Consider the following 25,984-nt stretch of genomic DNA (forward strand, 5'->3'; position numbering starts at 1 on the left):
CCTCTAACCCTGACAATGGCTTCGCAGGCCATGTTGACTGTTGCGAGTCTCCTTGCGTCCTTTTTTTTCACGACCAGCTCCCCTCATCCCACACCTGGACGACATGGCCCGGCCTGACCTCGCGATATTGCCAGACCGGCGGCTGATAGTCGGGCGCGCGCACCGGACTTCTGATCTCGTCGTTCGAGGCTTCACGTTTGGCGCCGCGGCGGGCAGGATCGGGGACCGGCACAGCGGCCATCAGCTTCTTCGTGTAGGGGTGCTGCGGATTGCCGAACACGGAGGCACGAGGGCCGATCTCGACGATCTCGCCGAGATACATCACCGCGACGCGATGGCTCATGCGCTCGACGACCGCGATGTCGTGGGAAATGAACAGATAAGCAAGGCCCATGCTGGCCTGCAGGTCGAGCATCAGGTTGACGACCTGCGCCTTGACCGAGACGTCGAGCGCCGAGACCGCCTCGTCGGCGACGATCAGCTTGGGCCCGAGCGTGAGCGCACGGGCGATGCAGATACGCTGGCGTTGGCCGCCGGAGAACTCGTGCGGAAAGCGCGCGGCCATGTCCGCCGTCAGGCCGACACGGACGAGGAGGTCGGCGACCTTCTCTCGCGCCTGCGACGCGGACGCGAGACCGTTGGCAAGCAAGGGCGCAGCGATCGCCGTTCCCACCGACATGCGCGGATTGAGGCTCGCGAACGGATCCTGGAACACGATCTGCATCTGCTTGCGACAGTCGCGCAAGGTGCGACCGTTCATGCTCAGAACATCCCGGCCGTCGAGCAGGACGGTGCCGCTGTCCGGCTCGACCAGCTTGAGGATCGAGCGGCCCGTTGTCGACTTGCCGCAACCGGATTCGCCGACCAGCGCCAGCGTTTCGCCGGCGCGCAAAGTGAAGGAGATGTTCTCGACCGCATGCACGCGGCCCGAGATCTTGCCGAACAATCCCGACCGGATCGGAAAGCGCGTGGTGAGGTTGGACACTTCGAGCAGCGGCCGCTCGGCGATCGAGACCGTATCCGGCGTCTCCGTCGGATCGTCCGACGACCCCGTCACCTTGTCGACGATCGGAAAGCGCATCGGCCGCGGCCGTCCATCCATGGAGCCGAGCCGCGGCACGGCCGCGAGCAGCGCACGGGTATAGGGATGCGACGGCGCGGCGAAGATACGCGAGGTCGTGTCGGTCTCCACCGCCTGCCCGCCATACATCACCACGGTGCGGTCCGCGATCTCCGCGACCACGCCCATATCGTGGGTGATGAAAAGGATCGACATCCCCTCCTCTTGCTGGAGTTCCTTGAGGAGCTCCAGGATCTGAGCCTGGATCGTGACATCGAGCGCGGTGGTCGGCTCGTCCGCGATCAGGAGTTTTGGCTTGCAGGCCAGCGCCATCGCGATCATCACGCGCTGGCGCATGCCGCCGGAAAAACGGTGCGGATGCTCGTGGAAGCGCGATTTTGCCGCGGGAATGCGGACGCGGTCGAGCAGGCGCACGGTCTCCGCCTCGGCGGCAGCCCGCGACAGGCGGCGGTGGTAGATCAGCGCTTCGGCGATCTGGAAGCCAACGGTGAGCACCGGATTGAGGCTCGTCATCGGCTCCTGGAAAATCATGGCGACTTCGTTGCCGCGCACGTCCTTCATGCTCGGCTCGGGCAGCGTCAGAAGTTCGCGGCCGGCCAGCATGACGCGGCCCTCGATGCGGCCGCTCTCCTTCGGAATGAGCCGCATGATGGAGAGCGCGGTGACGCTCTTGCCCGAGCCGGACTCGCCCACGATCGCGACGGTTTCCCTGGGCGCGATGTCGAATGACACGTTGCGAACCACGGGAATCCACTGCCGCTCGCGCATGAAGGAGGTGGTGAGGCCTGACACTGACAGCACTGAGGCCTCGGCAACGACTTGGTCAGGTCTGCTCGCGCCGATGCTCATGCGTAAACCCTAACGCTTGCCGCGAGGAAGGTGCGCTCCCTCTCCCGCTTGCGGGAGAGGGTTGGGGTGAGGGTGTCTCCGCGGGCGATATTCCCGATGAGGAGAAAGCCCTCACCCGGCGCTTCGCGCCGACCTCTCCCGCAAGCGGGAGAGGTAAGAGGGACTCGTGGCGAAATCGATCCTACCATCACCATCGCACCCTCAGTAACCTCGCGTCCGGTCTACACGCCCCGGCAAGGCCTCGCCGCGGTGGCGACGCGCGATGGTGTCGAGCACGAAATCGACGGCCGTTTCCGGCGCTGTCGTGCTCGCGATGTGCGGCGTCAGAAGAATGCGCGGATGGCCCCAGAACGGATGGCCCGCAGGCAGAGGCTCGGGCTCGGCGACATCGAGAACGGCAGCCGACAGCACGCCGCTGTCGAGTGCCGCGATCAGATCGGCTTCGATCAAATGCCCGCCCCGCCCGACATTGAGCAGCCGCGCGCCGCGCGGCAGACGCGCGAACAGATTTGCGTTGAGGAGGCCGCGCGTCTCTGGTGTCAGCGGCAGCAGGCAGACCAGAATGTCGGTGTGCCCGAGGAAATCCGGCAACGCGTCTGCGCCCGCATAACAAGTGACGCCCTCGATGCTGCGCGGCGATCGATTCCAGCCCGCCAGCGGAAAGCCGAACGATTTGAGTCGCCCCAGCACAGCCTGACCGAGCAGACCGAGCCCCATCACGCCGACACGCCGCTTCCCGGTTTGCGTGACCGGGAGCTCGCGCCAGACCTGCTCCCGCTGCTGAGCGATGAACTGCACGAGATCGCGATGCAGCGCGAGCACGGACATGCAGGCATATTCGACCATGCGCTCGGTGATGCCCGGCTCCAGCATGCGGACGAGCGGAACATGGGGTGGAAGCTTGGTGATATCGAACTGATCGACGCCCGCACCGACCGAAAAGACGAGCTCGAGATTGGGGAAGGTCGCCGCGATGTCATCCGGCGGCACCCACGCCACCAGATAGCGCACCTCTGCGGGATCACCGATGTCGGGCCAGAGCCGGAACGGCAGATCCGGTGCGCGCTCCGCGAATAAGGTCGCCCATTCGGCGCCGCGAACCATGTTGGCCTTGTAGAGAACCGTCATGCCGCCCTGCTCTCAGAACGGGCTGACCGGCGCGAGCCGCCGGCCGTCAATCAGGCGTTTGTGGCTGTAAGCGGCAGGATCGACCAGCGGCGTCGAGCCCGTCACGATGTCGGCTGCGAGCTTGCCGGCCGCAGGCCCGATGCCAAAACCGTGGCCCGAGAAGCCGGTCGCGAGGAAGAAGCCGGGCAGCGCATCGACGGGCGAGATCACCGGGATCGTGTCGGGCGTGCAGTCGATCGTGCCGCCCCAGGCTTCCGCGATCTCGATGTCCTTCAATTCAGGATTCGACTTGATCAGGGCGGCGAGCGCGGAGTTGACGATCGACATGTCCGGCGCCGGATCGCGTACGCGCTCGGTCTCGAACGGCGACGCCTTGTCGAAGCTCCAGCCTGTGCCGCGCACGATCTGGTCGAAGAACGACTTGCCGAACGACAGTTTTAGCCCGTTGCGGCGATGCAGGTAGGTCGGCCAGAACGACCGCGCGTAGCGGAACAGATCGGGTGATAGCTCCACCGTGCCACGGTTGCGCAGCGCCAGCGTGAAGCCACCGTCGAGGCGGCGGCGGATGCAGTAGAAATCGGTGCCGAGCGCGCCCGAGGTGATCTCCGGCCCAGGCGTGGTCCTGCATGCGGTGGCGTTGACGAGGCCGATCGGCAGCTCAATGCCGTGGCGTCGGCAGAACAGCGACGACCATGCGCCGCCCGAAAGCAGCACCGATTGCGTGCGGATGGTTCCCTTCTCGGTGACGACCGCGCTGACCCGCCCGCCTTGCGTCTCGAGCCCGCGCGCGGCGCAGCCCTGATGGATGGTGACGCCGTGCTTGCGGGCCGCCGTGGCCAGGGCAGGCACGGCCATCGACGGCTCGGCGCGTCCGTCGCTTGGTGTGTGCAAGCCGCCGATCCATTTGTCGGCACTGCCGGGCAGGCGCTCGGCGATCTCGGCCGGCGTCAGGATTGTAGAGTGAACCTGCTGTTCGCGCGCCATCGCCGCCCAGCGCTCCCAACTAGCGAGCTCGTCCTTGCTCTTGGTCAGGAACAGCACGCCGGTGCGGCGGAAGCCGGCATCGACACCGGCGTCGTTCTGCATGTCGTCCCACAGCCGCAGTGCCTCGCGGGCGAGCGGGATCTCCTCGCGCGCGCGGCCCTGCTGGCGGCACCAGCCCCAATTGCGGCTCGACTGCTCGCCGCCGACATGGCCCTTCTCGACCAGCGCGACGGAATGGCCCTTCTTCGCCAGATGATAGGCCGCGGAAACGCCGATAACGCCGCCGCCGATGACGACGACGTCAACCTGCGCCGGCAGGCGCTCGTCGCTGGTTATACGGTTGAGCGGCGGGGACATGGGACACTCCTGGTATTCAGTTCGATCGAAGCGAGGCGGCTCGTCATGGGATGTTCATTCGCGGATCGAGCGCATCGCGCAGGCCATCGCCGAGGAAGTTGAAGCTGGTCACCGCAAGCGTAATGGCAAGGCCCGGCGCGATCGCCAGCCACGGCGCGCTGGTGAGATAGATCTGGGCGTTGTTGAGCATGTTGCCCCAGCTCGCGGCGGGCGGCTGGATGCCGTAGCCGAGATAGCTGACATAGGATTCGAGCAGGATCGCCTTGGCGACGTTCAGCGTCGCCGCCACCACGATCGGCGCCATCGCATTGGGCACGAGCTCGCGGAACATGATCCGCAGGTTCGACGAGCCGAAGGCGAGAGCTGCGACTGCGAATTCACGCTCCCGCAGCGAGCGCACCTGGGCTTCGACGACGCGGGCGACGCCCATCCAGGCGGTGGCCGCAATCAGCACGGTGGTGGTGACGAGGCCCGGCTCGGTGAGTGCCGCGAGCGCGAGCAGGAGAAAAATCGTCGGGAAGCACAGCACCGCATCGACAAGCCGCATCAGCACCGCGCCAACGACGCCGCCATAGAAGCCGGCGAAGGCACCGACGACGATGCCGACCGCCATCGCGATCACCATCGCGACGATGCCGATCGAGAGCGACACGCGCCCGCCCATCATCAGCCGTGCCAGCACGTCGCGGCCGAGCTCGTCCGTGCCAAGGATATGCGCGCCGGAAAACGGCGGCGCGAACCGCTTCATGATGTCGATATAGGTGTCGTCGAACGGCAGCAGATAAGGACCGAGCGCCGAACCGAGAACGAGAACCAGAATGATCACGGCGCCGGCGAGCGCAAGCCGGTGACGGCGGAATCGCCGCCAGGCAGCCTGGCCGGGCGCGAGCTGATCGGTAGAGAGGGCCGCAGTCGTCATCGCCTAGCCCACCCGGATGCGCGGATCGACGACGGCATAAAAGATATCGGCCAGCAGCGAGCCGATCAGCACCATCGTCGCCGAAAACATCAGGATGCCCATCACCACCGGATAGTCGCGATAGCCGATGGAATCGAGGAACAGCCGGCCCATGCCGGGCCAGGTGAACACGGTCTCGGCAACCAGCGCGCCGCCGAGCAGCGTCGGAAACTGAAGGCCAGCAACGGTGATCATCGGCAGCAGCGCGTTGCGCAAGGCGTGCACGGTGAGGATGCGCCATTCCGGCATGCCCTTGGCCCGCGCTGTACGGATGTAATCCTGGTTGATGACCTCCAACATCGAGGAGCGCATGAAGCGGCCCCACATCGCGGTCTCGACCAGCGCCAGCACCAAAGCCGGTGCGATCAGATGATGCAGGAGGTCGAGCAGCGAGCCGTCGCCGACGGTCTCGCGGTTGCCGGCCGGCAGCCAGCCGAGCTTCACCGAGAACACATAGATCGTGACGAGCCCGAACCAGAAGGTCGGGATCGACAGCGCGATCATGGCGCCGACGGTTGCGAGCGTATCGAACAGCGAATAGCGGCGCAGCGCACCGAGCACGCCGATCCAACAGCCGAGCAGCACCGCAATGATCGTCGCCGTCGCCATCAGCTCCAGCGTGGCGCCGAGATGCGAAGAGATCACTGACAATACCGCCTCACCATCGCGATACGAGCGGCCCCAGTCGCCCCTCAGCATCCGGCCGAACCAGTCGAGATACTGGATCGGCAGCGGACGATCGAGGCCAAGCTGCTTGGTGACACGATCGAGGTCCTCCTGCGTCATCTGCGCGGAGGCCGCAAATTGCGAGAGCGGACCGCCAGGCGCCAGATGCAGGATGGCGAAACCGATCGCGGACACGATCACCAGCAACATGATCGCCTGCGCCAGGCGATTGATGACGTAACGCGCCATTTCAGGCTGGCCCGCGCACCGGACGCATCAGGCCCAATACCATTCGCGGATGTTCCAGCAGTTGATCGACATGTTGATGTTGGGGCGGAAACCCTGGAGCCCTTCCTTCACGCCTTCGGCGATGAAGCCCTGGAACAGCGGCAGGATGGCGAGGTCGTTGCGGATGAGTTTTTGCAGATCGCCATAGGTCGTCTTGCGCTGCGCGAGATCGAACTGCTTGGCGCCTTCGGCGAGAAGCCGATCCGCCTCCGGGCTGCGATACTGATAGGTGTTGTAGCCGCGGCCGCCCTTGGCAGGGGTAGCGCCGGAGCCGAACCGCGGCGTCACGTCGGGGTCGCTGCCCAGCATGAAGTTCACCCCCACGATCACCGAGTTGAATTTCGATTGCTGCCAGAAGTCGCCCCAGATCACAGCAGCCGGCATGTTGTTGACGCGCATCGCAGCACCAATTGCGCGCCAGTCCTGGATCAGGAGCTGCTGGGTCTGCTCGCGCACGGCGTTGCCTGACGTCGTCGAATTGGTGAATTCGAGCTTGACGCCGCCCTTCTCGCGCACGCCACCGGAGCCGCGGACCCATCCCGCCGCATCGAGCAGCGCGTTGGCCTTGGCAGGATCATATTTGTGCTGCGGCAGGCCCTGCTGGAACGACCAGGCCTGCTGCGGCACGAAGCTTTCGGTCAGCGTCGGCAGGCCGTAGTTCAGCGCATCGATGATCGCCTGCTTGTTGATCGCGAGATACAGCGCTTCGCGCACCGTGCGGTCGGCGAGCCCACCGAACTCCAGATTGGGCGCGATGTGCTCGACCGAGGACGTCGAGGAAACGAAGATCTTGCGCCCCTTCAACGTCTTCGCCTCCTGCACGAAGTTCGGCAGAATGCCTTGCAGGCCGGTGTAGTCAACCTGGCCGGTGCGGAACTGCGTGTAGAGAACGGTGAGGTCCGGGATGTATTTGAAGACCACGCGTTCGACGTAAGGCCCCTTGCCGTGGTAGCCGGTATGGGCATTCAACTGGATGTGGTCGCCCGGTACGCGCTCGCCCCAGCGGAACGGCCCAGTCCCGACCGGCGCGTTGTGGAACGGCGAGGCATTCGGATCGGACAGCTTCTCCAGGATGTGCTTTGGCACGATGAAAGTCAGCGCCCCCAGGATCGACATATAGGGCGAATAGGCAGCTTCCATCCGCCAATGAATCTCGTCGGGCGCGACGATCTTGATGTCCTTCACGAGGCTATGGCCGACGCGGCTGCGCGCGCGGAAATCGGGATTGTTGATCAGTTCGAGCGAGAACTTCACGTCGTCCGCCGTGAACGGCGTGCCGTCGTGCCACTTCACGTCGCTGCGCAGCTTGATCTTCCAGGTCAAACCGTCGGCCGACAGCCCGCCATTTTCGATCGTGGGGACTTCGCGGGCCAGGTCGGGAATGAAGTTGCCGTCGGGATCGATGTACCAGAGCGGCGAGAACACCTGCCACCAGATGCCCTGATCGACCTCGATCCCGGGCATCAGGGGGTGAAAGACGGTCGGCTCCTGCGACAGCGCCGCGATCACCTGCCCGCGCGGCTTGTCCGGCGGGTTGCCCGGGCGCTCGCTCTGCGCAAAGGCGGAGCCCGAAACAGTCCATCCCGCCGCCGCGCCGGCGCCGAGCTGGAAAAACTGGCGGCGATTCGGAATGCCGAGATGCGGTGCCCCCACGCCGAACTTGCCGGTGTCGTCTGCCATGACCACTCTCCGTTGTCGCATGCGGCACCGTCTCCCGCGCCCCGAGACCCCGGCAAAGGGACAGGAGTGGGCTTTAGTGCTTCTAAATTTTTCTACCAAAATTTCATCACGACTAAATACATCTGTCAATCACATTGCTAGAATGCGCGACCTTTTCACTCCGACTGAAGCCTCGGACCAATGCGGTCCGGCGGCGAGAGATGCATGGGAGAGCGACATGGATGGTCGCGGCGACACGAGCAGTCCGAAGGACGCCCCGACGATCGACAGCGACGATGCCGTCGACCAGCGCCTCGGCGAGACCGTGAGGCTGCTGCGCCAGCGCGCCGGCCTCTCGATCCAGGACGTCGCCAACCGCACCGGCCTCTCCAACGGCATGATCAGCCAGCTCGAACGCGCGCGCGCCATGCCGTCGATACGCACGCTGCGCCTGCTCAGCATCGCCCTCGACGTGCCTATCTCCTACTTCTTCGAAACCAGCGATCCCGCCGACGTGCAGCGCTATATCGTGCGCAAGAACAGCCGGCGCCTGCTGCGGCTCACCGCCAGCGGGGTCGTCAAGGAAGCGCTGACGCCGGCGGACAACGGCCAGCTCGAACTCTACGAGCTCACGCTCAATCCCGGCGCCTCGTCCGGCACCGACTTCTTGCAGCACACCGGCGAGAAGGCCGGCTACATCCTGTCGGGCAGCCTGCGGCTCTGGCTCGACAACCAGGCCCATCTGCTCGAGGCCGGCGACAGCTTTCGCTTTCCGAGCATCGTGCCGCACATGTTCGACAACCCGACCCAGCAGGTGGCGCGCGTGATCTGGGTCACGACACTGCGCCAGACCGACTCGCCTGCAAGTTGAAGCCCACGCCCCGCATTGCCGGAAATTGACCCTCGACGGGAACGCGTGGAGTCTGTAGCTCAACTGAAGCCGGACTCCTCGACAGGGCGGCCGGGACGGTCCGCGGCTGGCGTCTTTGGTGTGAGACCATGAAACTCAGGGGGCTAGTGACACTCGCGATGGCCGCGCAGGTCATCGTGACCGCCGCCGCCTTGCTAGCCTCCTATGCTCTAACCGGCACCGCCGGCCCGCGCGGGTTCGGCATGGCCCAGCTCGTCGCGGTCGTGGCAAGCGGTGTCGTCGCGGTGCTGCTCGCGCGTCTCTGCGCGCGCGCCATCGAGACGTCACAGGCGAAGCGCGCCGCGCAATCGGCCGATCCGGCGCAGGCCAGCGCGGATAGCACCCAGATGATGCAGGCCATCGTCAAGACCGCGCTCGATGCCTTCCTTCAGACCAGCGAAAACGGCGTCGTCTTGGAGTGGAGCGCTCAGGCCGAGGCCCTGACCGGATGGACACGACGGGAGGCCGTTGGCGCCGACGTCGTCGACCTCGTCGTCGCCGCGCCGCTGCGCGCGGGCTTCAGACAACGCATGATGCGGCTCGTGCCCGAATTGTCTGATACGCCGACCGGCATGCGCTTCGAGGTGACGTTGATCCACAGGAACGGCGATCGGATCCTGACCGAGGCTTCAAGCACGGCGCTGCGGCTGGGAGAGCGTTACGTCGTCAATACCTTCGTGAGAGACATCACCCAGAAGCGAGCCGCCGAGGAGCAGCTGGTCCAGGCCCAGAAAATGGAAGCGGTCGGCCAGCTCACCGGCGGCATCGCGCACGAATTCAATAACATGCTCACGGTGATCACGGGGACGATCGAGATCCTCGCGGATGCGGTGAAGGACAACCCGCCGCTTTCGACCATCACCAAGCTGATCAGCGAGGCGGCCGATCGCGGCGCTGCGCTGACATCGAGCCTGCTCTCCTTTGCGCGAAAGCAAGCGCTGCAGCCGGCCGAGATCGACGTCAACGAGCTCCTTGAAGAACTCGCAAAACTGCTGCTGGCGACCTTCGACAAGAACATCGAAATCGTGACGAAGCTCGATGGCAACGTCTGGCTGGCCCTCGTCGACCGCGGACAATTGAGCTCGGCGCTGCTCAACCTCGCAATCAATGCCCGCGACGCGATGTCCGATGGCGGCAGGCTCACGCTGACGACGCGCAACGTCGTGTTCGGCGTCGGCGAAGCCGTGGCGGTCGGAGCCGGCTATGCCGGCGACTATGTCGAGATCGAGATCGCCGACACCGGAACGGGCATTCCGCAAGCGATACTCGAGCGGATCTTCGATCCCTTCTTCTCCACGAAGGAGGTCGGCAAGGGCACAGGTCTCGGGCTCAGCATGGTGTTCGGTTTCGTCAAGCAGTCCGGCGGCGGCATCAAGGTCGATTCGGCGGAAGGCCGCGGCACGAGCTTCACGATCTACTTGCCGAAAGCCGAGACCAGCGCGCTTCGCCCGACAGGCTATGACGATCGCAGGGTCGTGGGCGGGGCGGAAACCATCCTCTGCGTCGAGGACGATCGCGATGTCCGCCAATACGTCACGGTCCAGCTCGAGAGCCTCGGCTACAAGGTCATCCCCGCCGCCAACGCGACCGAAGCGCTCGCCATCGCAGCCGAAGGTGCGCCGTTCGATCTGCTCTTCACCGACATCGTGATGGCCGGCGGCATCAACGGGCGGGAGCTTGCCGAGCAGATGGTAGCTGCGCGGCCCTCGCTGCGGGTCCTGTTCACGTCGGGCTATGCCTATGACTCGCTCCACGCGCAGGGACGCGCCACAATGGGCGCGCCGCTGCTGACAAAACCCTACCGCAAGGCGGAGCTCGCGCGCATGCTGCGCCGCTCCCTCGACACCGCCGTCGATTCCGCAGGCGACCCGATCCCGACGCCCTATTCGGTGCAGGCCGATGTCGCGGGATTCCTACGCAAGCAGGCGACGGATCGCGACGGGCGCTAGCGCAGGCAAAGGCCGGTTTCGCGGATGGACAGCGCGCGACGCCTGCGCAAAACTCCGACACAGTTGGAATCCCATTGGAGGCGAGCCATGACTGCACTCGAAAAAGGCATTACCGCGAACGGCACAGGCTTTGGCGGCAAGAGCTGGAATATCCTGGGCCAGGTCTACTTCCCGAAGGCCATCACCGACTCCACCTTCGCGTTCGAGACCAACAGCGAGCCCGGCCCGTTCGTGCCGGTGCACATCCATCCGGCCCAGGACGAGTTCATCCTGGTGCAGGAAGGCGTGCTCGATCTCAAGCTCGACGGCCAGTGGGTGAAGGCTCATGCCGGCGACCTCGTCCGCATGCCGCGCGGCATCCCGCACGGCTATTTCAACAAGTCCGACAAGCCGTGCCGCGCGCTGTTCTGGGTCTCGCCGATGCAGAAGCTGGAGGCACTGTTCAACCAGCTCCATAATCTAACCGACCCAGCCGAGGTTGTGCGCATCTCGGCCATGCATGAGGTCGACTTCCTGCCGCCCGAAGCCAACGACTAGGCGGCCGGCCTTCTGTGCCGCGGTGCTGCGGCGGCGGGATGGGATTTCATCTCGCCAGCCTTCCCATCTGATGCTTACGATCCCCTGACAACGAATCGCAGGGGAACCGGCTATGCGTGCACGACGTCTTGCCACCGCAGCCATCGCGGCGTTTGCGCTGATCCTCACGACATTCGCCGCGAGCCAGGCGCAAACGTCCACGACAAAGCAATCGGATGCGCTTGCCGCCTATGATCGCGCGCTCGGCGACTTCAAATCGATTCTTGCCGAGCGGCGCGGCCAGATCGAGGCAAAGCAGCCGCTGCCGAACCTGCCGGGCCAGGCCATCTACCTCGCTCGGGTCGCGGTGATCAGCAGCTACAAGGATCTCACGGATGCCATGCCGTCGAGGATCGGCCGACCCAACAAGTTCGAAATTCCTCCAGCCTATTTCGATGCCGACATCGAACCGCTGATCGACGAATACGGAGGGCTGTTCGACCTCATGGAGGCGCCGCCTGCCGGCGCGCAAGCCTCGGCGACACCGTTCAAGGACGTCGTCGATCTCGCCGTTGCGATCGCGCGCGCCAAGGGGCTTGCGCCGGTTCATGCCGAAGCGGCGGGCCGGATCAGCCTCGGGCTGTTCTTCGCGGAGACCAACGGCAAGCAGAATGTCCGCAACGGGCGCTCGAACACTTATATGGGCAGCTTGCAAACCGGCCCGTCCGAAGACCGGAACGGGCGCAGGAAATGGGAGGCCATCAAGCCCGAGATCGCGACGGCCGATCCCGAACTGAATGCGCGCGACGACAAGGAAGAGGCGCGGGCTCGCGGCGCCGATCACCGCTTCAATCACTGGACCGCGGTGCGCGACGGCCTCATGAATGCGCATGCGGATCTGTTCCGGGAGATCCCCGTGATCGTGAAGACATTGCCCGACCCGATCGACCAGATGAAATTGTTCGAGCTGATTCAGATCGTTCCCACCCCGACGCGGTCCGCACTCAAGTCAGGCAATCTGCTCGACTACAGGGTCTCCAATCCCACGATCATGAAGCATCTGCGCAACAACAGCATCTTCGCCTTCGGACAGGCCGACCGGGCGAGGACGTCGGCAAGCTTCCGCGAAATTCTCGCTGCGATGTGGCTGTTCAATCGGAAGTTCGAGCGCGCGATGGCGAAATACGCGGAGATCAGGGCCCGCTGAGGGATCGGTTGCGCCGACCACTGGATGTCATGGGTTTCATATCCCACATCCTCTGCGCCCCGATGGGGATGTCATCAACAGCACCAACGCGGCCGCCGCCCGCTTCGTCCGCATCGAGCCCCCTAGTTCTCCGGCTGGTAGCCGTCCGTCAGCGTCTTCAGGAACGCGATGATGTCGGCTTCGTCCTGCTCCGTCATCGCCGGCTTGTCGCCGAGGTGACGATCGAAAGGCGGATCGCTGACGTCGATATTGGCGTGATATTTCGCCGGCAAGTCATCGTATTTCTGCACCGTGCCGTCCGCGGCGCGCGCTAAAACCTTTTCCGGGTCGGTGTCGCGGAAATTGTAGAAATCGAGCACCTGCTCGAGACTGCGGAAGACGCCGTTGTGGAAGAACGCGCGGCGCATTGCAGTGTTGCGCAGCGTCGGCGTCAGGAACATGCCGCAATATTGCGTCTGCTCGGGAATGTCGGTGCGGTGCGGACCGCAGACACCGAGATCGAAATGATCAGGATCGCGATTGCCGGCGAGCGCGGTATTGCGCGGCGCACCGAGCGCCTCGTATTGATGATCGGTGAACAACGGCGGCAGCCCGTCACGGGTCGGCGCCGACGTGTGGCAGCCGGCGCAATTGGCCTTGTCGGGATCGTTGAACAATTGCAGGCCGCGCAGCTCGCTCTCGCTGAGCCACGCCTTGCCCTCGAGCCAGTAATCGTACTTGCTGGTGTAGGGATGGAAGCTTGGCTCTTCCACCTGATAGCGCGCGACGGCGAACATTGCCTCCGCGATCAGCAGCCGCTGGTTGTCGAGGACGCGGCCGCCGAACAGCTCGACGAAGCGCTGGACGTAAGGCGCGCGGCGCAGCTTGTCCGCGACGATCTCGGCGCTGCCGCCGTCCATCTCGTTGGGGTCGAGCAGCGGGAACAGCGCCTGGTCCTGCAGCGTATCGGCGCGGCCGTCCCAGAACAGGCCTCCCTGCGGCACGATGTTCGCAGCGGACGCCGCGGTGCCGCCCGCGGTTTTTGTGGTACGTGCGGTCTGCTGGCCGAGCGCGGCCATCTGCGCGAGGTCGATGATGTTGTCGTCGTCGCCCTTGTCGGGGCCGATGCTGAAATTCGGGTGGCGATCGAGATAGGTCAGCGACGGCACCGCGCGTGCGCCTTGCCGCGACAGGGTCGCGCCACCGAGCATGACCGGTCCGTCGTTGGGCGGGCCGTAGGCGTGATCCGGACTGTGGCAGGACGCGCAGGACAGCGCGCCGGACGAAGACAGTGAGACGTCATAGAAGATCTCCTTGCCGAGCTGCGCCATCGCGGACAACGGAGCGACTGGCGGACGCATGAGACGAACCGGGTTCGGGTTCGCACCCGCCGGGTTCACTTGCGCAAATCCTTTCGTCTCGACGGCAAAGACGGCGCCGGCCAGACAAAGCAGGCCGGCGCCGAGAAGCCACTTGGTGCGGCTGTTCATATGACCAGACGTCCTAGCTAGTGATGGTGATGCTCGTCCGGCGGGCTGACGATGACCGTGCCGGCGGTGGGATCGAGGAACAGCGCGTCCATCCGGAAGTCGTGGCTATGGTCCTGATCGAAGTCGAACAGGTCCATGATCGATCCGGCGCTGGCGTCGAACGAGCCGCCGCCGAGACGCTGGCCGCGCAGCCAGTTATCCTCGATGAACCGCACCACGGATGCCTGCGAGATGTAGGTGTGGCTGACGAAGTTCGTCTTGGCGTAGGGCGAGACCACGATGAAGGGAACGCGCGTGCCCGGACCGCAGCGGCCATTCACCGGCTTGCCGCTGAGGCCCTTCGGCGCCGGCTGCTTCTGTGGACCGAGGCCGCACAGGCCGGGACCGTTGACCTGATCAGCGGTCGGATCATAGGAGGCGCTCTTCGGCGCAACGTACTGATGATCGTACCAGCCGTCGGAGTCGTCATAGCTGATGATGACGGCGGTCTCGCGCCACTCCGGCTGCTTCTGGAGGAAGTTGATCAGCTCGACGTTGCCGACCTGCTCGTCGAGCGGATCGGAGTTGCCGGCATGACCGTCCTGGAACGCAGGCATCTTGATATAGGAGACGGCCGGGAAATTGCCGGCCTTCACCGCGGCGTAGAAGTCCTCGAGATCGTAGCCGTGATTGGCGGGATCGAGCTTGCCGTCCATCGCGTAGGTATGGCCGACCGCGTGGACCGAACTCGGCCGCGCATGGGTCGGGTTGGCGGTCGACTTGTAGTACTGGAACCAGGCGTGGTGCGGGATGTAGTCCACGATGGTGCCGTTGACGTTGCTGGAGAACGTGCTGCGGGCGCAGCCGGTGGTGCCGTTGGCGTTCTTGAGCGTCGGGTCGAAGCCGCCCATGAAGCTGCCCCAGCTGATGTGCTCGGCGTTGAGCAGGTCGCCGATGTTCTTGCCGTCCATCAGGATCGTGCTCGTCTTGCTCGAGCACGAATCGTTGCCCGGATCGGTGTCGCCGATCAGCGTCAGGCCGCCCTGGCCGTCGGCCACCGACGCCGACGTGCCGACGATGTTTTGCACGCCGTTGGTCTGCCCGGAGATCATTTCGAGCATGCCGGGCGTCGACGGACCAAACGTATCAGTCCAGTGATTGTCGCTCATGGCGAAGTGCTGGGCGTAGTTCCAGAAGGCGGTGACGGTGTTGCCGTCGAAATAGCCCATCACCTGCCCGTTGGTGCCGAACGCGCCGGCGCCACCAGCGGTGCCGCGGCCGGTGAATTTCGGGAACAGGTCTTCCTTGCCGTTGTCGACGGCCTGCTGCTCGGGCGTGTAGGCGTGGTTCTGCGAACGCGTATTGGCTTGGGTGCGGTCGAGACGGAACGGATCCGTCGCACCGGTGCCGTTGGCCGGACCGCCGTTCGGATTGTTGACGAGCAGGTTGGCGTTGGCGAGGTTGTTCACCTTCGGCGTACGCGGTTTCGGCACGAACGGAATCGAGCCCGATGGATTGGCCGCGTTCGGATAGGTCGCAAAGTAATGATCGAACGAGCGGTTCTCGTTGAAGATGATCACGAGATGCTTGATCGGCGTCTCGGTGTGGATGTCATGCGGATGACGGTGATGGTCGAGATCGTGATCGTGATCACGGTCCCGGCCGAAATCGTCCGCGAGCACCGGAATGCTGCACGCAAGTGCCGTCGCGGCCGCGAAAAACGCGACCGTCGCAAGAAGTTTTGATTTCATCTTTTTTGCCCCAAAGGAATGACGCCGACGTCGGGGACCTTAGCGATCACGGGTGACAAAGCCGTGTCAGTTTGACGCACGAGACACTTTGCGCGGTGGTTCAGACAAAGTTTTTCACAACGCGCGACCGCGGATCCCGTCACCACATCACGGAATGGCAGGCACAGAGCTGGGAAAGGTTGTCAAAGCGTCTTGGTGAAATGGTAGCGACGAATGCCGCCGCCTACGGTCTTATTGCTGGTGGCATCGGCAATCTCTTCGCGTACGCTTTGGTATCCCGCGTTTCGATACAGTGCCAGCGCGTCGTTCTGAAGCTCCGACGTACTCAGCTGCAGTCGCAGCCGATTGCGCCGGCGGCACTCATTCTCCGCGAACGCCAGCATGTTCCGCGCAATTCCCCGGCGGCGCAAGCCGGGAGCGACATACATACGCCGCAACTCCATCGCGTGCTCGCCCGAGGCCTCCAGACCGAACATGCCGGCGATCTCGTCGCCATCGACAGCGACCCAGAAACCGCCGTTCCGGCTCGAATAATAATCGGCAAGCTGATCGATCTCCTCGGCGAGGGAGCGGGCAATGTAGCTTTCAAATTCCTCCGCCATGTGCGCGGGCGCCAACAGACGATTCACCCGGATGAACAGCTCGCGCACGGCGGCTGCATCGGGCGGCGAGAAGGCGCGGATTTCAATCTCTCTCACGGAGTCGCCTGCCCTACTCCGTCCGGATCGGCGTGTCCTTCAGGCCATTATTGTCATAGGCCTTGCGCAGCGTGCCGTTCGTCACCGCCTCGTTCATGAACCTGGTGACGAAGGTCAACGCCTGGGGATGACCCAGCGGCACGGCGACTGCCGTGACGGTCTTCTTGAAGGTCTCGTCCAGCACCCGCGTGCCCGGAATCTTCTGCGCCATCTTGTTGAGCTGGTCGCGCGACAGTGCGAAGGCGTCGATCTCGCCGCTCTTCAGGAGGCCGAAGATCTCGTCATAGGTCTGATAGCCCGTGACTTTCGCATTCTTCAGATGCGCGATCGCGCCGCGCATGGTGGTCGTGGCGTTGACGGCCGCGACCTTGATGCCGGGCTGGTCGAGCGTCGCGAAATTGGTGACGGCGGAGCCGGGCTTGACGATGTAGGTGGCGTCCGCGACCTCGTAGATCGGGCCGAACATCATCTTGGCCTCGCGCTCGGGATCCTTGGGCAGCCAGGTGACGTCCCAAGCACCTTTTTCAAGAGTGCCTTTCGACGCCGCGTCGGTGATCTGCCCGGAATTCTGGTGCACGACATATTCAACGGGGACGCCGAGCTGGGCGGCCATCTCCCTGCCGAGGTCGACCGGCACGCCGGCATAACCGGCTTCCGTCTTGGTCGACCAGAACGCGCCGCCCGCCGGGCTGATCGCGATCGCGACCCGCAGCTTGCCGGTCGGCGCGATGTCGTCCTTCAGGCCATCGGCTAGCGCGGGCATGGCAACCGCCGCTGCGAGAACGAGGCCGACAAGGGCCGATCGGAGTGGCGTTGGCATGTCATTCTCTCCTCACCGTTTCTTCTTTTCTCATCTGCTTCATTCCGCCAGCCTCGCGCCCGTCGCGCGGCCTTTGACACAATTCTGATCGATCATGCGCTCGGTGAAAAGCGATTTGTCATGACAAACTTGTCAAAGGCCACGCCGCCGTTTGCAGTGCAAGGCCTGTGACTGCCATGGCTATGGTGTTCCACGGCGGGTCATTTGTTGCTAGCCTGCCGCTCCGACAGACAGCTATCGGGGGCCATCGAATGACCTGCGCGAATCTCGCTCGTCCCGCACATCGCAATGGAGAGTGGAGACATATCGGGCGGGCACTGGCCGCCGTAGCGGCCGTGGCCGTACTCGCCGGCTGCGAGGACAAGAACACGTTCGTGGCGCCGCCGCCGCCCAAGGTGGACGTCGCCACGCCGGTGCAGCGCGCGGTGACGCGCTATGTCGAGGCCACCGGCAACACGGCGCCGATCAAGAGCGTCGATCTCGTGGCGCGCGTGCAAGGCTTCCTGCAATCGATCGACTACACGGACGGCACTTTCGTCAAGCAGGGCACCCAGGTTTTCACGATCGAGCCCGAGACCTACAAGCTCAAGCTCGAGCAGGCGCAGGCCGCCGAGGTCGGCGCGCAGGCCACGCTCAAGCAGGCCGAAGCCGACTTCAAGCGGCAGGTCGACCTCGTGCAGCGCCAGGCGGTTTCGCAGGCCACCCTCGACACCTCGACGTCGACCCGCGACAACGCCCAGGCCAATCTTCAGCAGGCCCAGGCCAGCACCAGGCTTGCCGAGATCAATTACGGCTACACCAAGGTGAGCGCGCCGTTCGACGGCATCGTCAGCGCGCACATGGTCTCGATCGGCGAGCTGGTCGGCGTCGCCTCCCCGACCCAGCTCGCATCCATCGTTGCGATGGACCCGATCTTTGTGAACTTCACCGTCAACGAGCAGGACGTGCTGCGCATTCGCGCCGAGGCGGCTCGGCGGGGCCTTACGCCTACCGACCTCAAACACTTCCCGCTCCAAGTCGGCCTGCAGACCGAGTCTGGCTATCCGCATGAAGGCCACCTCGATTACGTCGCGCCCACCATCAACCAGTCGACCGGAACGCTCGCTGTGCGCGGTCTGGTGCCAAATGACAAGCGGGTGCTGCTGCCCGGCTATTTCGTCCGCGTCCGCGTTCCCTTCGACCAGGAGAAGGCGGCGCTGCTCGTTCCCGACACCGCGCTCGGCAGCGACCAGGGCGGCCGCTATCTGCTGGTGGTCGGCGGCGACAACACGGTCGAACAGCGCAAGGTGCAGATCGGCCCCGTCGACAACGGCCTGCGCGTGATCGAGAACGGCCTGAAGCCGGACGACCGCGTCGTGATCGCGGGACTGCTGCGGGTGATCCCGGGCCAGAAGATCGACCCTCAACTGACGAAGATCGAGCAGCCGCAGGCGTCTGCCAAGTAGGAGCCGCCGGCCATGATCTCAAAATTCTTCATCGAGCGGCCGGTCCTCTCGAACGTCATCGCGCTTTTGATGATCCTGATCGGCGGGGTAGCGCTGTTCAATCTCGCGATCGCGCAATACCCGGACGTGGTGCCGCCGACGGTACAGGTCACCACGCGCTATCCCGGCGCCAGCGCCAAGACCGTGATCGACACCGTGGCGCTGCCGATCGAGCAGCAGGTCAACGGCGTCGAGGACATGCTCTACATGCAGTCCTACAGCGGCTCAGACGGCACCTACACGCTGACCGTGACCTTCAAGATCGGCACCGACCTCAACTTCGCGCAGGTACTGGTGCAGAACCGCGTCTCCAGCGCGTTGTCGCAACTGCCGGCTTCTGTGCAGAACCAGGGCGTCACCGTGCAGAAGCGATCGACCTCGATCCTGCTGTTCGTGGCGCTGACCTCGCCGGACTCCAGGTTCGACAGCCTGTACTTAAGCAACTACGCCACCATCAACCTCCGCGACGAGCTGTCCCGCCTGCCCGGCGTCGGCAACGTTACGGTGTTCGGCGCCGGACAATATTCGATGCGGGTGTGGCTCGATCCGAACAAGCTCCAGGCCCGCGGACTGGTGCCGCAGGACGTCATCCAGGCGATCCAACAGCAGAGCCAGCAGGTCTCGGCCGGCCAGGTTGGCGCACCACCGACGCCGCCGGGACAGGCATTCCAGTACACGCTCAACGTCAACGGAAGGCTGGACGATACCAGCCAGTTCGAGACCATCATCGTCAAGACCGGCACCAGCGGCGACGTCACGCGCGTGCGCGACGTCGGCTGGGTCGAATTGGGCGCGCAAACCTACAGCCAGATCTTCTCACTCAACAAGCAGCCCGCCACGGGCATCGGCGTATTCCAGTCGCCCGGTGCCAACGCGCTCCAGGTCGAGCAGGCCGTCGAGAAGAAAATGGCGGAGCTCGCCAAGCGATTCCCGGAAGGCATCAAATACGACACGCCGTTCGACACCACGAAGTTCGTGCAGGCCTCGGTGCACGAGGTCTACATGACCCTGATCGAAGCCGGCCTGCTCGTGCTGGTCGTGATCCTGGTGTTCCTCCAGGACTGGCGCGCGATGCTGGTGCCGGCGACGACCGTGCCGGTGACCATCATCGGTGCCTTCGCCGCGATGGCGGCGCTCGGCTTCACCATCAACATGTCGACGCTGTTTGCGATTGTGCTCGCGATCGGCATCGTCGTCGACGACGCCATCGTCGTGGTCGAAGGCGCGTCGCACAATATCGAGCAGGGCATGAACGGCCACGACGCCGCAATCAAGGCAATGGACCAGCTGTTCGCGCCGATCGTCGGCATCACGCTGGTGCTGATCTCGGTGTTCTTGCCGGCGTCGTTCCTCGCGGGTCTCACGGGCCGCATCTATTCGCAATTCGCGCTGGTGATCGCGGCGACCGCGCTGCTCAGCGCCATCAACGCGGCGACGCTGAAGCCGACGCAATGCGCGCTCTGGCTGCGGCCGACGGTGCCGCCGGAGCAGCGCAATTTCTTCTACCGCGGTTTCAACGCGGTCTATAACCGCGTCGAGCGCGGCTACATCCGGCTGATCGGCTTCCTGGTCGGGCATGCCACGGTATCGGTCGCGGTTGCGCTGGTCCTGATCGGGATCGGCGGGTACGGCCTGTCGCGGGTACCGACCGGATTCCTGCCGATCGAGGACCAGGGCTATCTGATCGCCGCCGTGCAGCTGCCCGACGGCGCCTCGCTCGAGCGAACCCAGAAGGTGCTTGATCGGGCGAGCGAGCTCATCAAGGAGACGCCGGGCGTCCAGCAGGTCATCACCATCGCCGGCATCTCCGCACTCGACAGCAGCGCGAGCCTTGCCAATGCCGGCGTCGCTTACATCATCCTGAAGGATTGGGATGCGCGCGGCAAAGGCGAGGATTTGCGCTCGCTGGTGTATGGCTTGAACGACAAGGTCGCGACCATCATGGAGGCGCGCACGCTGGTGCTGCCGCCGCCACCGATCCAGGGCATCGGCAACGCGGCCGGCTTCTCGATGCAGGTCGAGCTGCGTGACGGCAACAGCGATTTCGCAAAACTCCAGGCCATCACCGGCGCGATGGTCAGCAACGCCCAGAGCCAGAGCGCGCTGCAGCGCGTCTCGTCCTCGTTCCGTTCTTCTGTGCCGCAGTTCAACGTCGAGATCGACCGCATCAAGATCCAGACCCTGCACGTGACGACGGATCAGGTGTTCGCGGCGCTATCGACCTATCTCGGCTCGTCCTACGTCAACCAGTTCAACAAGTTCGGCCGCGTGTTCCAGGTCTATACCCAGGCCGATCCGTCGTTCCGCGTCACCGAACGCGACATAGCCAACATGATGGTGCGCAACCAGAACGGCGACATGATCCCGATCGGCACCGTCGCCACGATCACGCCGGTCACCGGCCCGTCGCTGATCAGCCTCTACAATCTCTATCCATCCTCGACCATCGTCGGCCTGCCGGCGCAGAGCTATTCGTCCGGCCAGTCGCTGCAACTGATGGAAGAGATCGCCGACAAGACGCTGCCGCCGGGCACCGGCTTTGAATGGACCGCGATGTCCTACCAGGAGAAGGCCATCTCCAACCAGATCTACTGGGTGTTCGGGCTCGCCATGCTGCTGGTCTATCTCGTCCTCGCCGGCCAGTACGAAAGCTGGTACGCGCCGATCTCGGTGATCCTCGCGGTGCCGCTGTCGCTGATCGGGCCGATGCTGATCCTCAACGCCTTGAAGATCGATAACAACCTCTATTGCCAGATCGGCCTGATCCTCTTGATCGCGCTGTCGGCAAAGAACGCCATCCTGATCGTGGAGGTCGGGCTCGAGCTGCACGGCCGCGACGGCAAGCCGGTGCTGGAATCCGCGATCCAGGCGGCGCGTGCGCGCTTCCGCCCGATCCTGATGACCTCGTTCGCCTTCATCCTCGGCGTGGTGCCGCTGGTGATCGCGACCGGCGCCGGTGCCAGCGCGCGCAAGTCGATCGGCATCACGGTATTCTCGGGCATGCTGGCCTCGACCTGCCTCGCCGTGCTGTTCGTGCCGGCCTTCTTCGTGGTGGTGCAGCGCTTCGAGAACTGGCGTTCGTCGAAGAAGGCGGCGCCGACGGCGCAGCCGGCCGCCGAGGTGAAGTCCTAGGCCTTCTCCGCGGGCGCCCGGTGCGCCTCGCCGCTCGACACCAAAAGCACCGACACCTTCGACTGCCTGATCACGGCATCGGCGACGCCGCCGAAGGAGAGGTGATCGGCCTGGATACGATCGACACCCATCACCACGAGATCGACATCGGTGGTGTCGATCTCGCGCAGGATCGCCGCCTCTGGCGCCCGGTTCACTCGCAGTGTCGTCGTGATGTCGACCTCGTAGCGGGCGGCAAGATCGCTGGTATCCTTCAGAATGCCCTCCTCCTGGCTCGGGCCACGTGAGGCGCCGCGCTGCGCGCCCTTGTCCCTCGTCGTCGCCACATAGATCACGCGGAGCGAGCCTGATCCGGACTGCGCTAGCGCCACCGCGACCTCGGCGCCGCGCTTGGAGACGCCGCTGCCAGAGACCGGTACGAGGATCTTGAGCGCGTCAGGCACGGGCTGCTTTAGATGCCTGCCCTTGGCCGCCACGATCGCAAGCGGCCCCTCGAACTCCGCTGCAATGTCTTCGATCTTTTTGTCGAAACGATCCTTGGTCGCGGTGACCTTGTCGATGCCGACGACCAGGAGATCAAAGCCCTTCTTTGCCTCTTCCCCGATTGCATCGCCGAGCCCGGACTTACGGACTCGCGTGCTGACATCGACGCTGCCGGTGTCCCCGGCGCCATTGATCGACACCGCTTCAGCCGCCTTCTTCACCGCGGCCTCGTGGCTTTCGTCCTCGTCGCGGCCCCTCTCCTGTTCCGTCGCGCGCCGGCCGATATGCAGCACCGTGATCGGCAGGCCGCGCATGCCGGCGATCAGGCCGGCGATATGCGCGGCGAAGGAGGCATTGACGCTCTCGTCCACCGCCAGCAAGGGACGCTCGAGATTGGCGACAAAGCCGCGCTTTTCGAATTCTTCTCGCTCCAGCCGCTCCTTCTCCTCCTTGTTCATCGGCAGTTTTGCCAGCGCCGCGCGCAGCATCGGCGGCATCGCCATCGTGGTCACGATCGCCATGGTCACGATCATCGTGAACAGGTTCTGGCTGAGCACGCCGACCGAGAGGCCGATGGTCGCGATGATCACCTCGGTCGAGCCGCGCGCATTCATCCCGCTCGCGAGCGCCAGCGACTCCCGATAATTCAGGCCGCCGACGGTGCCACCGACGAAGGCGCCGCCGAACTTCCCGACGCTGGCGATCACGACGAGCAGGCCGGTGAGCATCAGTAGATTGGGATCGCGGAGTACCGAGAGATCGGCGCTAAACCCGGCAAGTCCGAAGAACACCGGCATGAAGAAGCTCGAGATCAGCCCGCGCAGGCGTTCGTCGATCTGCCGGGTCAGGATCGGGGACTCGCCGACCAAAATGCCCGCAACGAAAGCACCCAGCACGGTGTGAACGCCGATCAGATGCGTGATCAGCGCCATGCCGCTCATCAGCAGCAGGATCACAGTGATGACGGGCGCGGTGCTGACGAGGTTGTCATTGGCCCAGCGGATGAGTTGAAACACCAGCCGGCGGCCGATGGTGAAGCTGACCGCCAGGAAGGTGAGTGTGCCCAGCACGGCTTTCGCGACCGAGACGACATCGAGCGTGCCGTGCGAGGCGAGACTGAAGATCACCGCGATGATGATCCAGCCGATGGTGTCGTCGATGACGGCGGTCGCGACGATGATCTGCCCGACATTGCGACGCATGAAATTCATCTCGCGCACGACCACCGCGACGATCTTCACCGACGAGATCGACAACGCGGTTCCCATGAACAGCGAGGCGACAAGCCGCTGCTGCGGATCGGGCAAGAGCGCGTCGGGGAGAAACTCGCCGAGCGCGAAGCCGCAGGCGAAGGGCACGAGGATGCCGGTAATCGAGATCGCGATCGCGGCCTTGCCTACCCTTCGGACCAGCTTGAGGTCGGTTTCCATCCCGGTCAGCAGCAACAACAGCAGAATGCCGAATTGCGCGATACCGTCGATCATCGCCTTCTGCTCGGGCGTCTTCGGGAACACCGCTTGTTGCGCCTCCGGCCAGAGCCAGCCGAACAGCGACGGCCCGAGCAGGATGCCGGCGAGCAGCTCGCCGATCACCGAGGGCTGGCCGATTCGCTGCATGATCTCGCCGAGACCGCGGCCGACGCCGATCAGCAGCACGATCTGCGCCACCAGGAGGAATTCGGACGGACCGGCCGATTTGCCGCCCTCGGCACTGGCCGCAATGGTCGTAAGGACAAGTGCCGCGGGGGCAAGGCCAACCGGTCGGAGCAGGCTCCACTGCATGCGGGTGTCTTTTCCCCTCTAAGTCGCCCGGCAAGGTGCCGGCAGCGACAGGGGAGAACCCGCGGGAGACGGAGGGAGTTCCCATTTCCGGCGCCGGGGTTAGGGGCGCTTCAAAAAAAACTCGAAAACAACCCCATGCAAAGTAGAACGGCGCTGGCAGCGTTGGAGTTTTAAGCCGCTCCGACGTTTGACTCGTCGGGCAAAACACCGGCAAAATTGCATCATGGGCAGACACTACGCGACGTACCGCCACATCCCCCGTCATTTGCGAGCTTTTCCGTCCTAGCGTAGCGAAGGCTGGGGATCAGCCGCTGTGCATGCAGCGGAGGCGGTCGTGCGATCGGACCGAGCCTTCAACCGAGCGACGATGCATCGGCCTCGCCGCTCCGCTAATGGGATGGTCCGGCCGTGCTCCGGCCCTGCCAGCACGACAAGCTGGCAAGGGGCGCCCAAGACAGGAGCACGCCATGTCTCAGAAACTCAGCTCAGCGATCGCCGTGATAGGCATCGATATCGGCAAGAACTCGTTCCACATCGTGGGCCACGATCAGCGCGGCGCAATCGTGCTGCGGCAGAAGTGGTCACGCGGCCAGGTAGAAGCACGGCTCGCCAACCTGCCAGCGTGCTTAATCGGTATGGAGGCCTGCGTCGGCGCGCATCATCTCAGTCGCAAGCTCCAAATGCTCGACCACGACGCCCGTCTGATGCCCGCGAAATACGTGCGCCCCTATTCGAAGGGACAGAAGAATGACTTCCGTGATGCGGAAGCCATCGCCGAGGCTGTCCAACGCCCGACCATGAAGTTCGTCGCGACCAAGACCGCCGACCAGCTCGACCTGCAGGCGCTGCACCGCGTGCGCGAGCGATTGGTCGGCCAGCGTACCGGCGTCATCAATCAGATCCGTGCGTTCCTGCTGGAGCGGGGCATCGCCGTGCGGCAAGGCCTGCGTTCGCTGCGGTCCGAGTTGCCGGGTATTCTCGCGACGCGCACCGATGTCCTCGCGCCTCGCATGTTGCGCATCATCGAGGACCTGGCAGGAGACTGGCGCCGACTGGACGCGCGCATTGAGGACCTCTCCAGCGAGATCGAAGCATTGGCTCGTCAAGACAAAGGCTGCGAGCGACTGATGACGGTCCCGGGCATCGGCCCGATCATCTCGAGCGCGATGGTAGCCGCGATCGGCACTGGAGACGTGTTCTCGAAAGGCCGCGACTTCGGCGCCTGGCTTGGACTGGTGCCGAAGCAGATATCGACAGGCGACCGCACGATCCTCGGCAAGATATCAAGGCGCGGCAATCGCTACCTGCGCGTTCTGTTCGTGCAAGCCGCGTGGGTTGTGCTGGTCAAGGTCAAGTGTTGGGAGCGCTATGGCCTCAAATCTTGGATCGAAGCCGCCAAGAAACGATTGCACCACAACGTGCTGGCGATTGCGCTCGCCAACAAGCTCGCCCGCATCGCCTGGGCGGTTCTCAACAAGGGGCGCGCCTTCGAGTGCGTCAAGACAGATGAGGTGGCGTCCCGACCTGCTTGATCCTCGCGCCGTGCTCGGGGCCGTCAAGGCGCAGCCTGGCAGCGGTCGAGCAAGCCGTCAGGACAGCACGACGGCCGGCCTTGACGGCCCTTGCGCGCGGCGCGTCTGCGCGCGCAGGCCGGGACGAAGGAACGACCGCCAGGCACGAACAAAGGAACAGTGCGAAGTGAGGAGCTATCGATGACGTAACCAACATCCCTTACCCGCCGAGGTCTGCGAGAGGATGAGACGACGATGGAGAATCGGTCTTCCCGGCGCATGCGAACACTGGTGACCCGAATGGCCCCTTCGAGGCCTGTCCGC

General features: G+C 64.4%; 18 protein-coding genes. 7 read left to right on the forward strand and 11 right to left on the reverse strand.

Annotated elements, in window-relative coordinates:
• Positions 1-67 precede the first annotated feature (67 nt).
• From IVB18_RS26965 to IVB18_RS26990, 6 genes are all read right to left on the reverse strand, one after another.
• Positions 68-1,930 (reverse strand): ABC transporter ATP-binding protein, encoded by a 1,863-nt coding sequence (locus IVB18_RS26965; RefSeq protein WP_247983456.1) that lies wholly within the window; start codon positions 1,928-1,930, stop codon positions 68-70.
• A 201-nt stretch (positions 1,931-2,131) separates the two neighbouring features.
• Entirely contained in the window at positions 2,132-3,058 is a 927-nt protein-coding gene (locus tag IVB18_RS26970; protein WP_247983457.1) for a glyoxylate/hydroxypyruvate reductase A, read from the reverse strand.
• A gap of 12 nt (positions 3,059-3,070) precedes the next feature.
• Positions 3,071-4,399, reverse strand: coding sequence for an FAD-binding oxidoreductase (locus IVB18_RS26975; RefSeq protein ID WP_247983458.1), 1,329 nt, complete (start codon positions 4,397-4,399; stop codon positions 3,071-3,073).
• A gap of 43 nt (positions 4,400-4,442) precedes the next feature.
• Entirely contained in the window at positions 4,443-5,318 is an 876-nt protein-coding gene (locus tag IVB18_RS26980; protein WP_247983459.1) for an ABC transporter permease, read from the reverse strand.
• A gap of 3 nt (positions 5,319-5,321) precedes the next feature.
• Complete coding sequence (locus IVB18_RS26985; RefSeq protein WP_247983460.1) at positions 5,322-6,272, reverse strand: ABC transporter permease; 951 nt, start codon at positions 6,270-6,272, stop codon at positions 5,322-5,324.
• Between the two features lie 27 nt (positions 6,273-6,299).
• A complete protein-coding gene (locus IVB18_RS26990) occupies positions 6,300-7,991 on the reverse strand; it encodes a peptide ABC transporter substrate-binding protein (RefSeq protein WP_247983461.1) in 1,692 nt (563 codons plus the stop codon).
• Between the two features lie 217 nt (positions 7,992-8,208).
• Here IVB18_RS26990 and IVB18_RS26995 point away from each other — a divergent pair, with 217 nt between their 5' ends.
• The 4 genes from IVB18_RS26995 (at position 8,209) to IVB18_RS27010 (ending at position 12,552) form a co-directional block, all read left to right on the forward strand.
• Positions 8,209-8,841: a cupin domain-containing protein gene (locus IVB18_RS26995; RefSeq protein ID WP_247983462.1), complete on the forward strand. Its 633-nt coding sequence runs from the start codon at positions 8,209-8,211 to the stop codon at positions 8,839-8,841.
• 128 nt (positions 8,842-8,969) lie between these two features.
• Positions 8,970-10,829, forward strand: coding sequence for an ATP-binding protein (locus tag IVB18_RS27000; RefSeq protein ID WP_247983463.1), 1,860 nt, complete (start codon positions 8,970-8,972; stop codon positions 10,827-10,829).
• A gap of 87 nt (positions 10,830-10,916) precedes the next feature.
• Positions 10,917-11,366, forward strand: a complete 450-nt coding sequence (locus IVB18_RS27005; RefSeq protein ID WP_247983464.1) for a cupin domain-containing protein — start codon at positions 10,917-10,919, stop codon at positions 11,364-11,366.
• Positions 11,367-11,478: 112 nt separating this feature from the next.
• Positions 11,479-12,552, forward strand: a complete 1,074-nt coding sequence (locus IVB18_RS27010; protein ID WP_247983465.1) for a hypothetical protein — start codon at positions 11,479-11,481, stop codon at positions 12,550-12,552.
• Positions 12,553-12,674: 122 nt separating this feature from the next.
• Here the strand turns inward: IVB18_RS27010 and IVB18_RS27015 are convergent, their stop codons facing one another.
• From IVB18_RS27015 to IVB18_RS27030, 4 genes are all read right to left on the reverse strand, one after another.
• Positions 12,675-14,021: a cytochrome c peroxidase gene (locus tag IVB18_RS27015; RefSeq protein WP_247983466.1), complete on the reverse strand. Its 1,347-nt coding sequence runs from the start codon at positions 14,019-14,021 to the stop codon at positions 12,675-12,677.
• A gap of 17 nt (positions 14,022-14,038) precedes the next feature.
• On the reverse strand, positions 14,039-15,751 hold the full coding sequence (locus IVB18_RS27020) for an alkaline phosphatase family protein (protein WP_247983467.1): 1,713 nt from the start codon (positions 15,749-15,751) through the stop codon (positions 14,039-14,041).
• A 182-nt stretch (positions 15,752-15,933) separates the two neighbouring features.
• The gene (locus tag IVB18_RS27025; protein WP_247983468.1) at positions 15,934-16,449 is read right to left on the reverse strand and encodes a GNAT family N-acetyltransferase; all 516 of its coding nucleotides are present in this window, start codon (positions 16,447-16,449) and stop codon (positions 15,934-15,936) included.
• A gap of 13 nt (positions 16,450-16,462) precedes the next feature.
• Positions 16,463-17,269, reverse strand: a complete 807-nt coding sequence (locus IVB18_RS27030; protein ID WP_247983469.1) for an ABC transporter substrate-binding protein — start codon at positions 17,267-17,269, stop codon at positions 16,463-16,465.
• Between the two features lie 251 nt (positions 17,270-17,520).
• Here IVB18_RS27030 and IVB18_RS27035 point away from each other — a divergent pair, with 251 nt between their 5' ends.
• Positions 17,521-18,714, forward strand: a complete 1,194-nt coding sequence (locus tag IVB18_RS27035) for an efflux RND transporter periplasmic adaptor subunit (RefSeq protein ID WP_247983470.1) — start codon at positions 17,521-17,523, stop codon at positions 18,712-18,714.
• Between the two features lie 12 nt (positions 18,715-18,726).
• Positions 18,727-21,885, forward strand: coding sequence for an efflux RND transporter permease subunit (locus IVB18_RS27040; protein WP_247983471.1), 3,159 nt, complete (start codon positions 18,727-18,729; stop codon positions 21,883-21,885).
• On the opposite strand, the gene IVB18_RS27045 is transcribed toward IVB18_RS27040, so the two are convergent.
• On the reverse strand, positions 21,882-24,149 hold the full coding sequence (locus tag IVB18_RS27045) for a cation:proton antiporter (protein ID WP_247983472.1): 2,268 nt from the start codon (positions 24,147-24,149) through the stop codon (positions 21,882-21,884). The genes IVB18_RS27040 and IVB18_RS27045 overlap by 4 nt on opposite strands.
• 467 nt (positions 24,150-24,616) lie before the next feature.
• Between IVB18_RS27045 and IVB18_RS27050 the strand changes: the two genes are divergently transcribed.
• The gene (locus tag IVB18_RS27050; protein WP_247983473.1) at positions 24,617-25,681 is read left to right on the forward strand and encodes an IS110 family transposase; all 1,065 of its coding nucleotides are present in this window, start codon (positions 24,617-24,619) and stop codon (positions 25,679-25,681) included.
• Positions 25,682-25,984: the final 303 nt, after the last annotated feature.

Source organism: Bradyrhizobium sp. 186, from assembly GCF_023101685.1.
Lineage (GTDB): Bacteria > Pseudomonadota > Alphaproteobacteria > Rhizobiales > Xanthobacteraceae > Bradyrhizobium.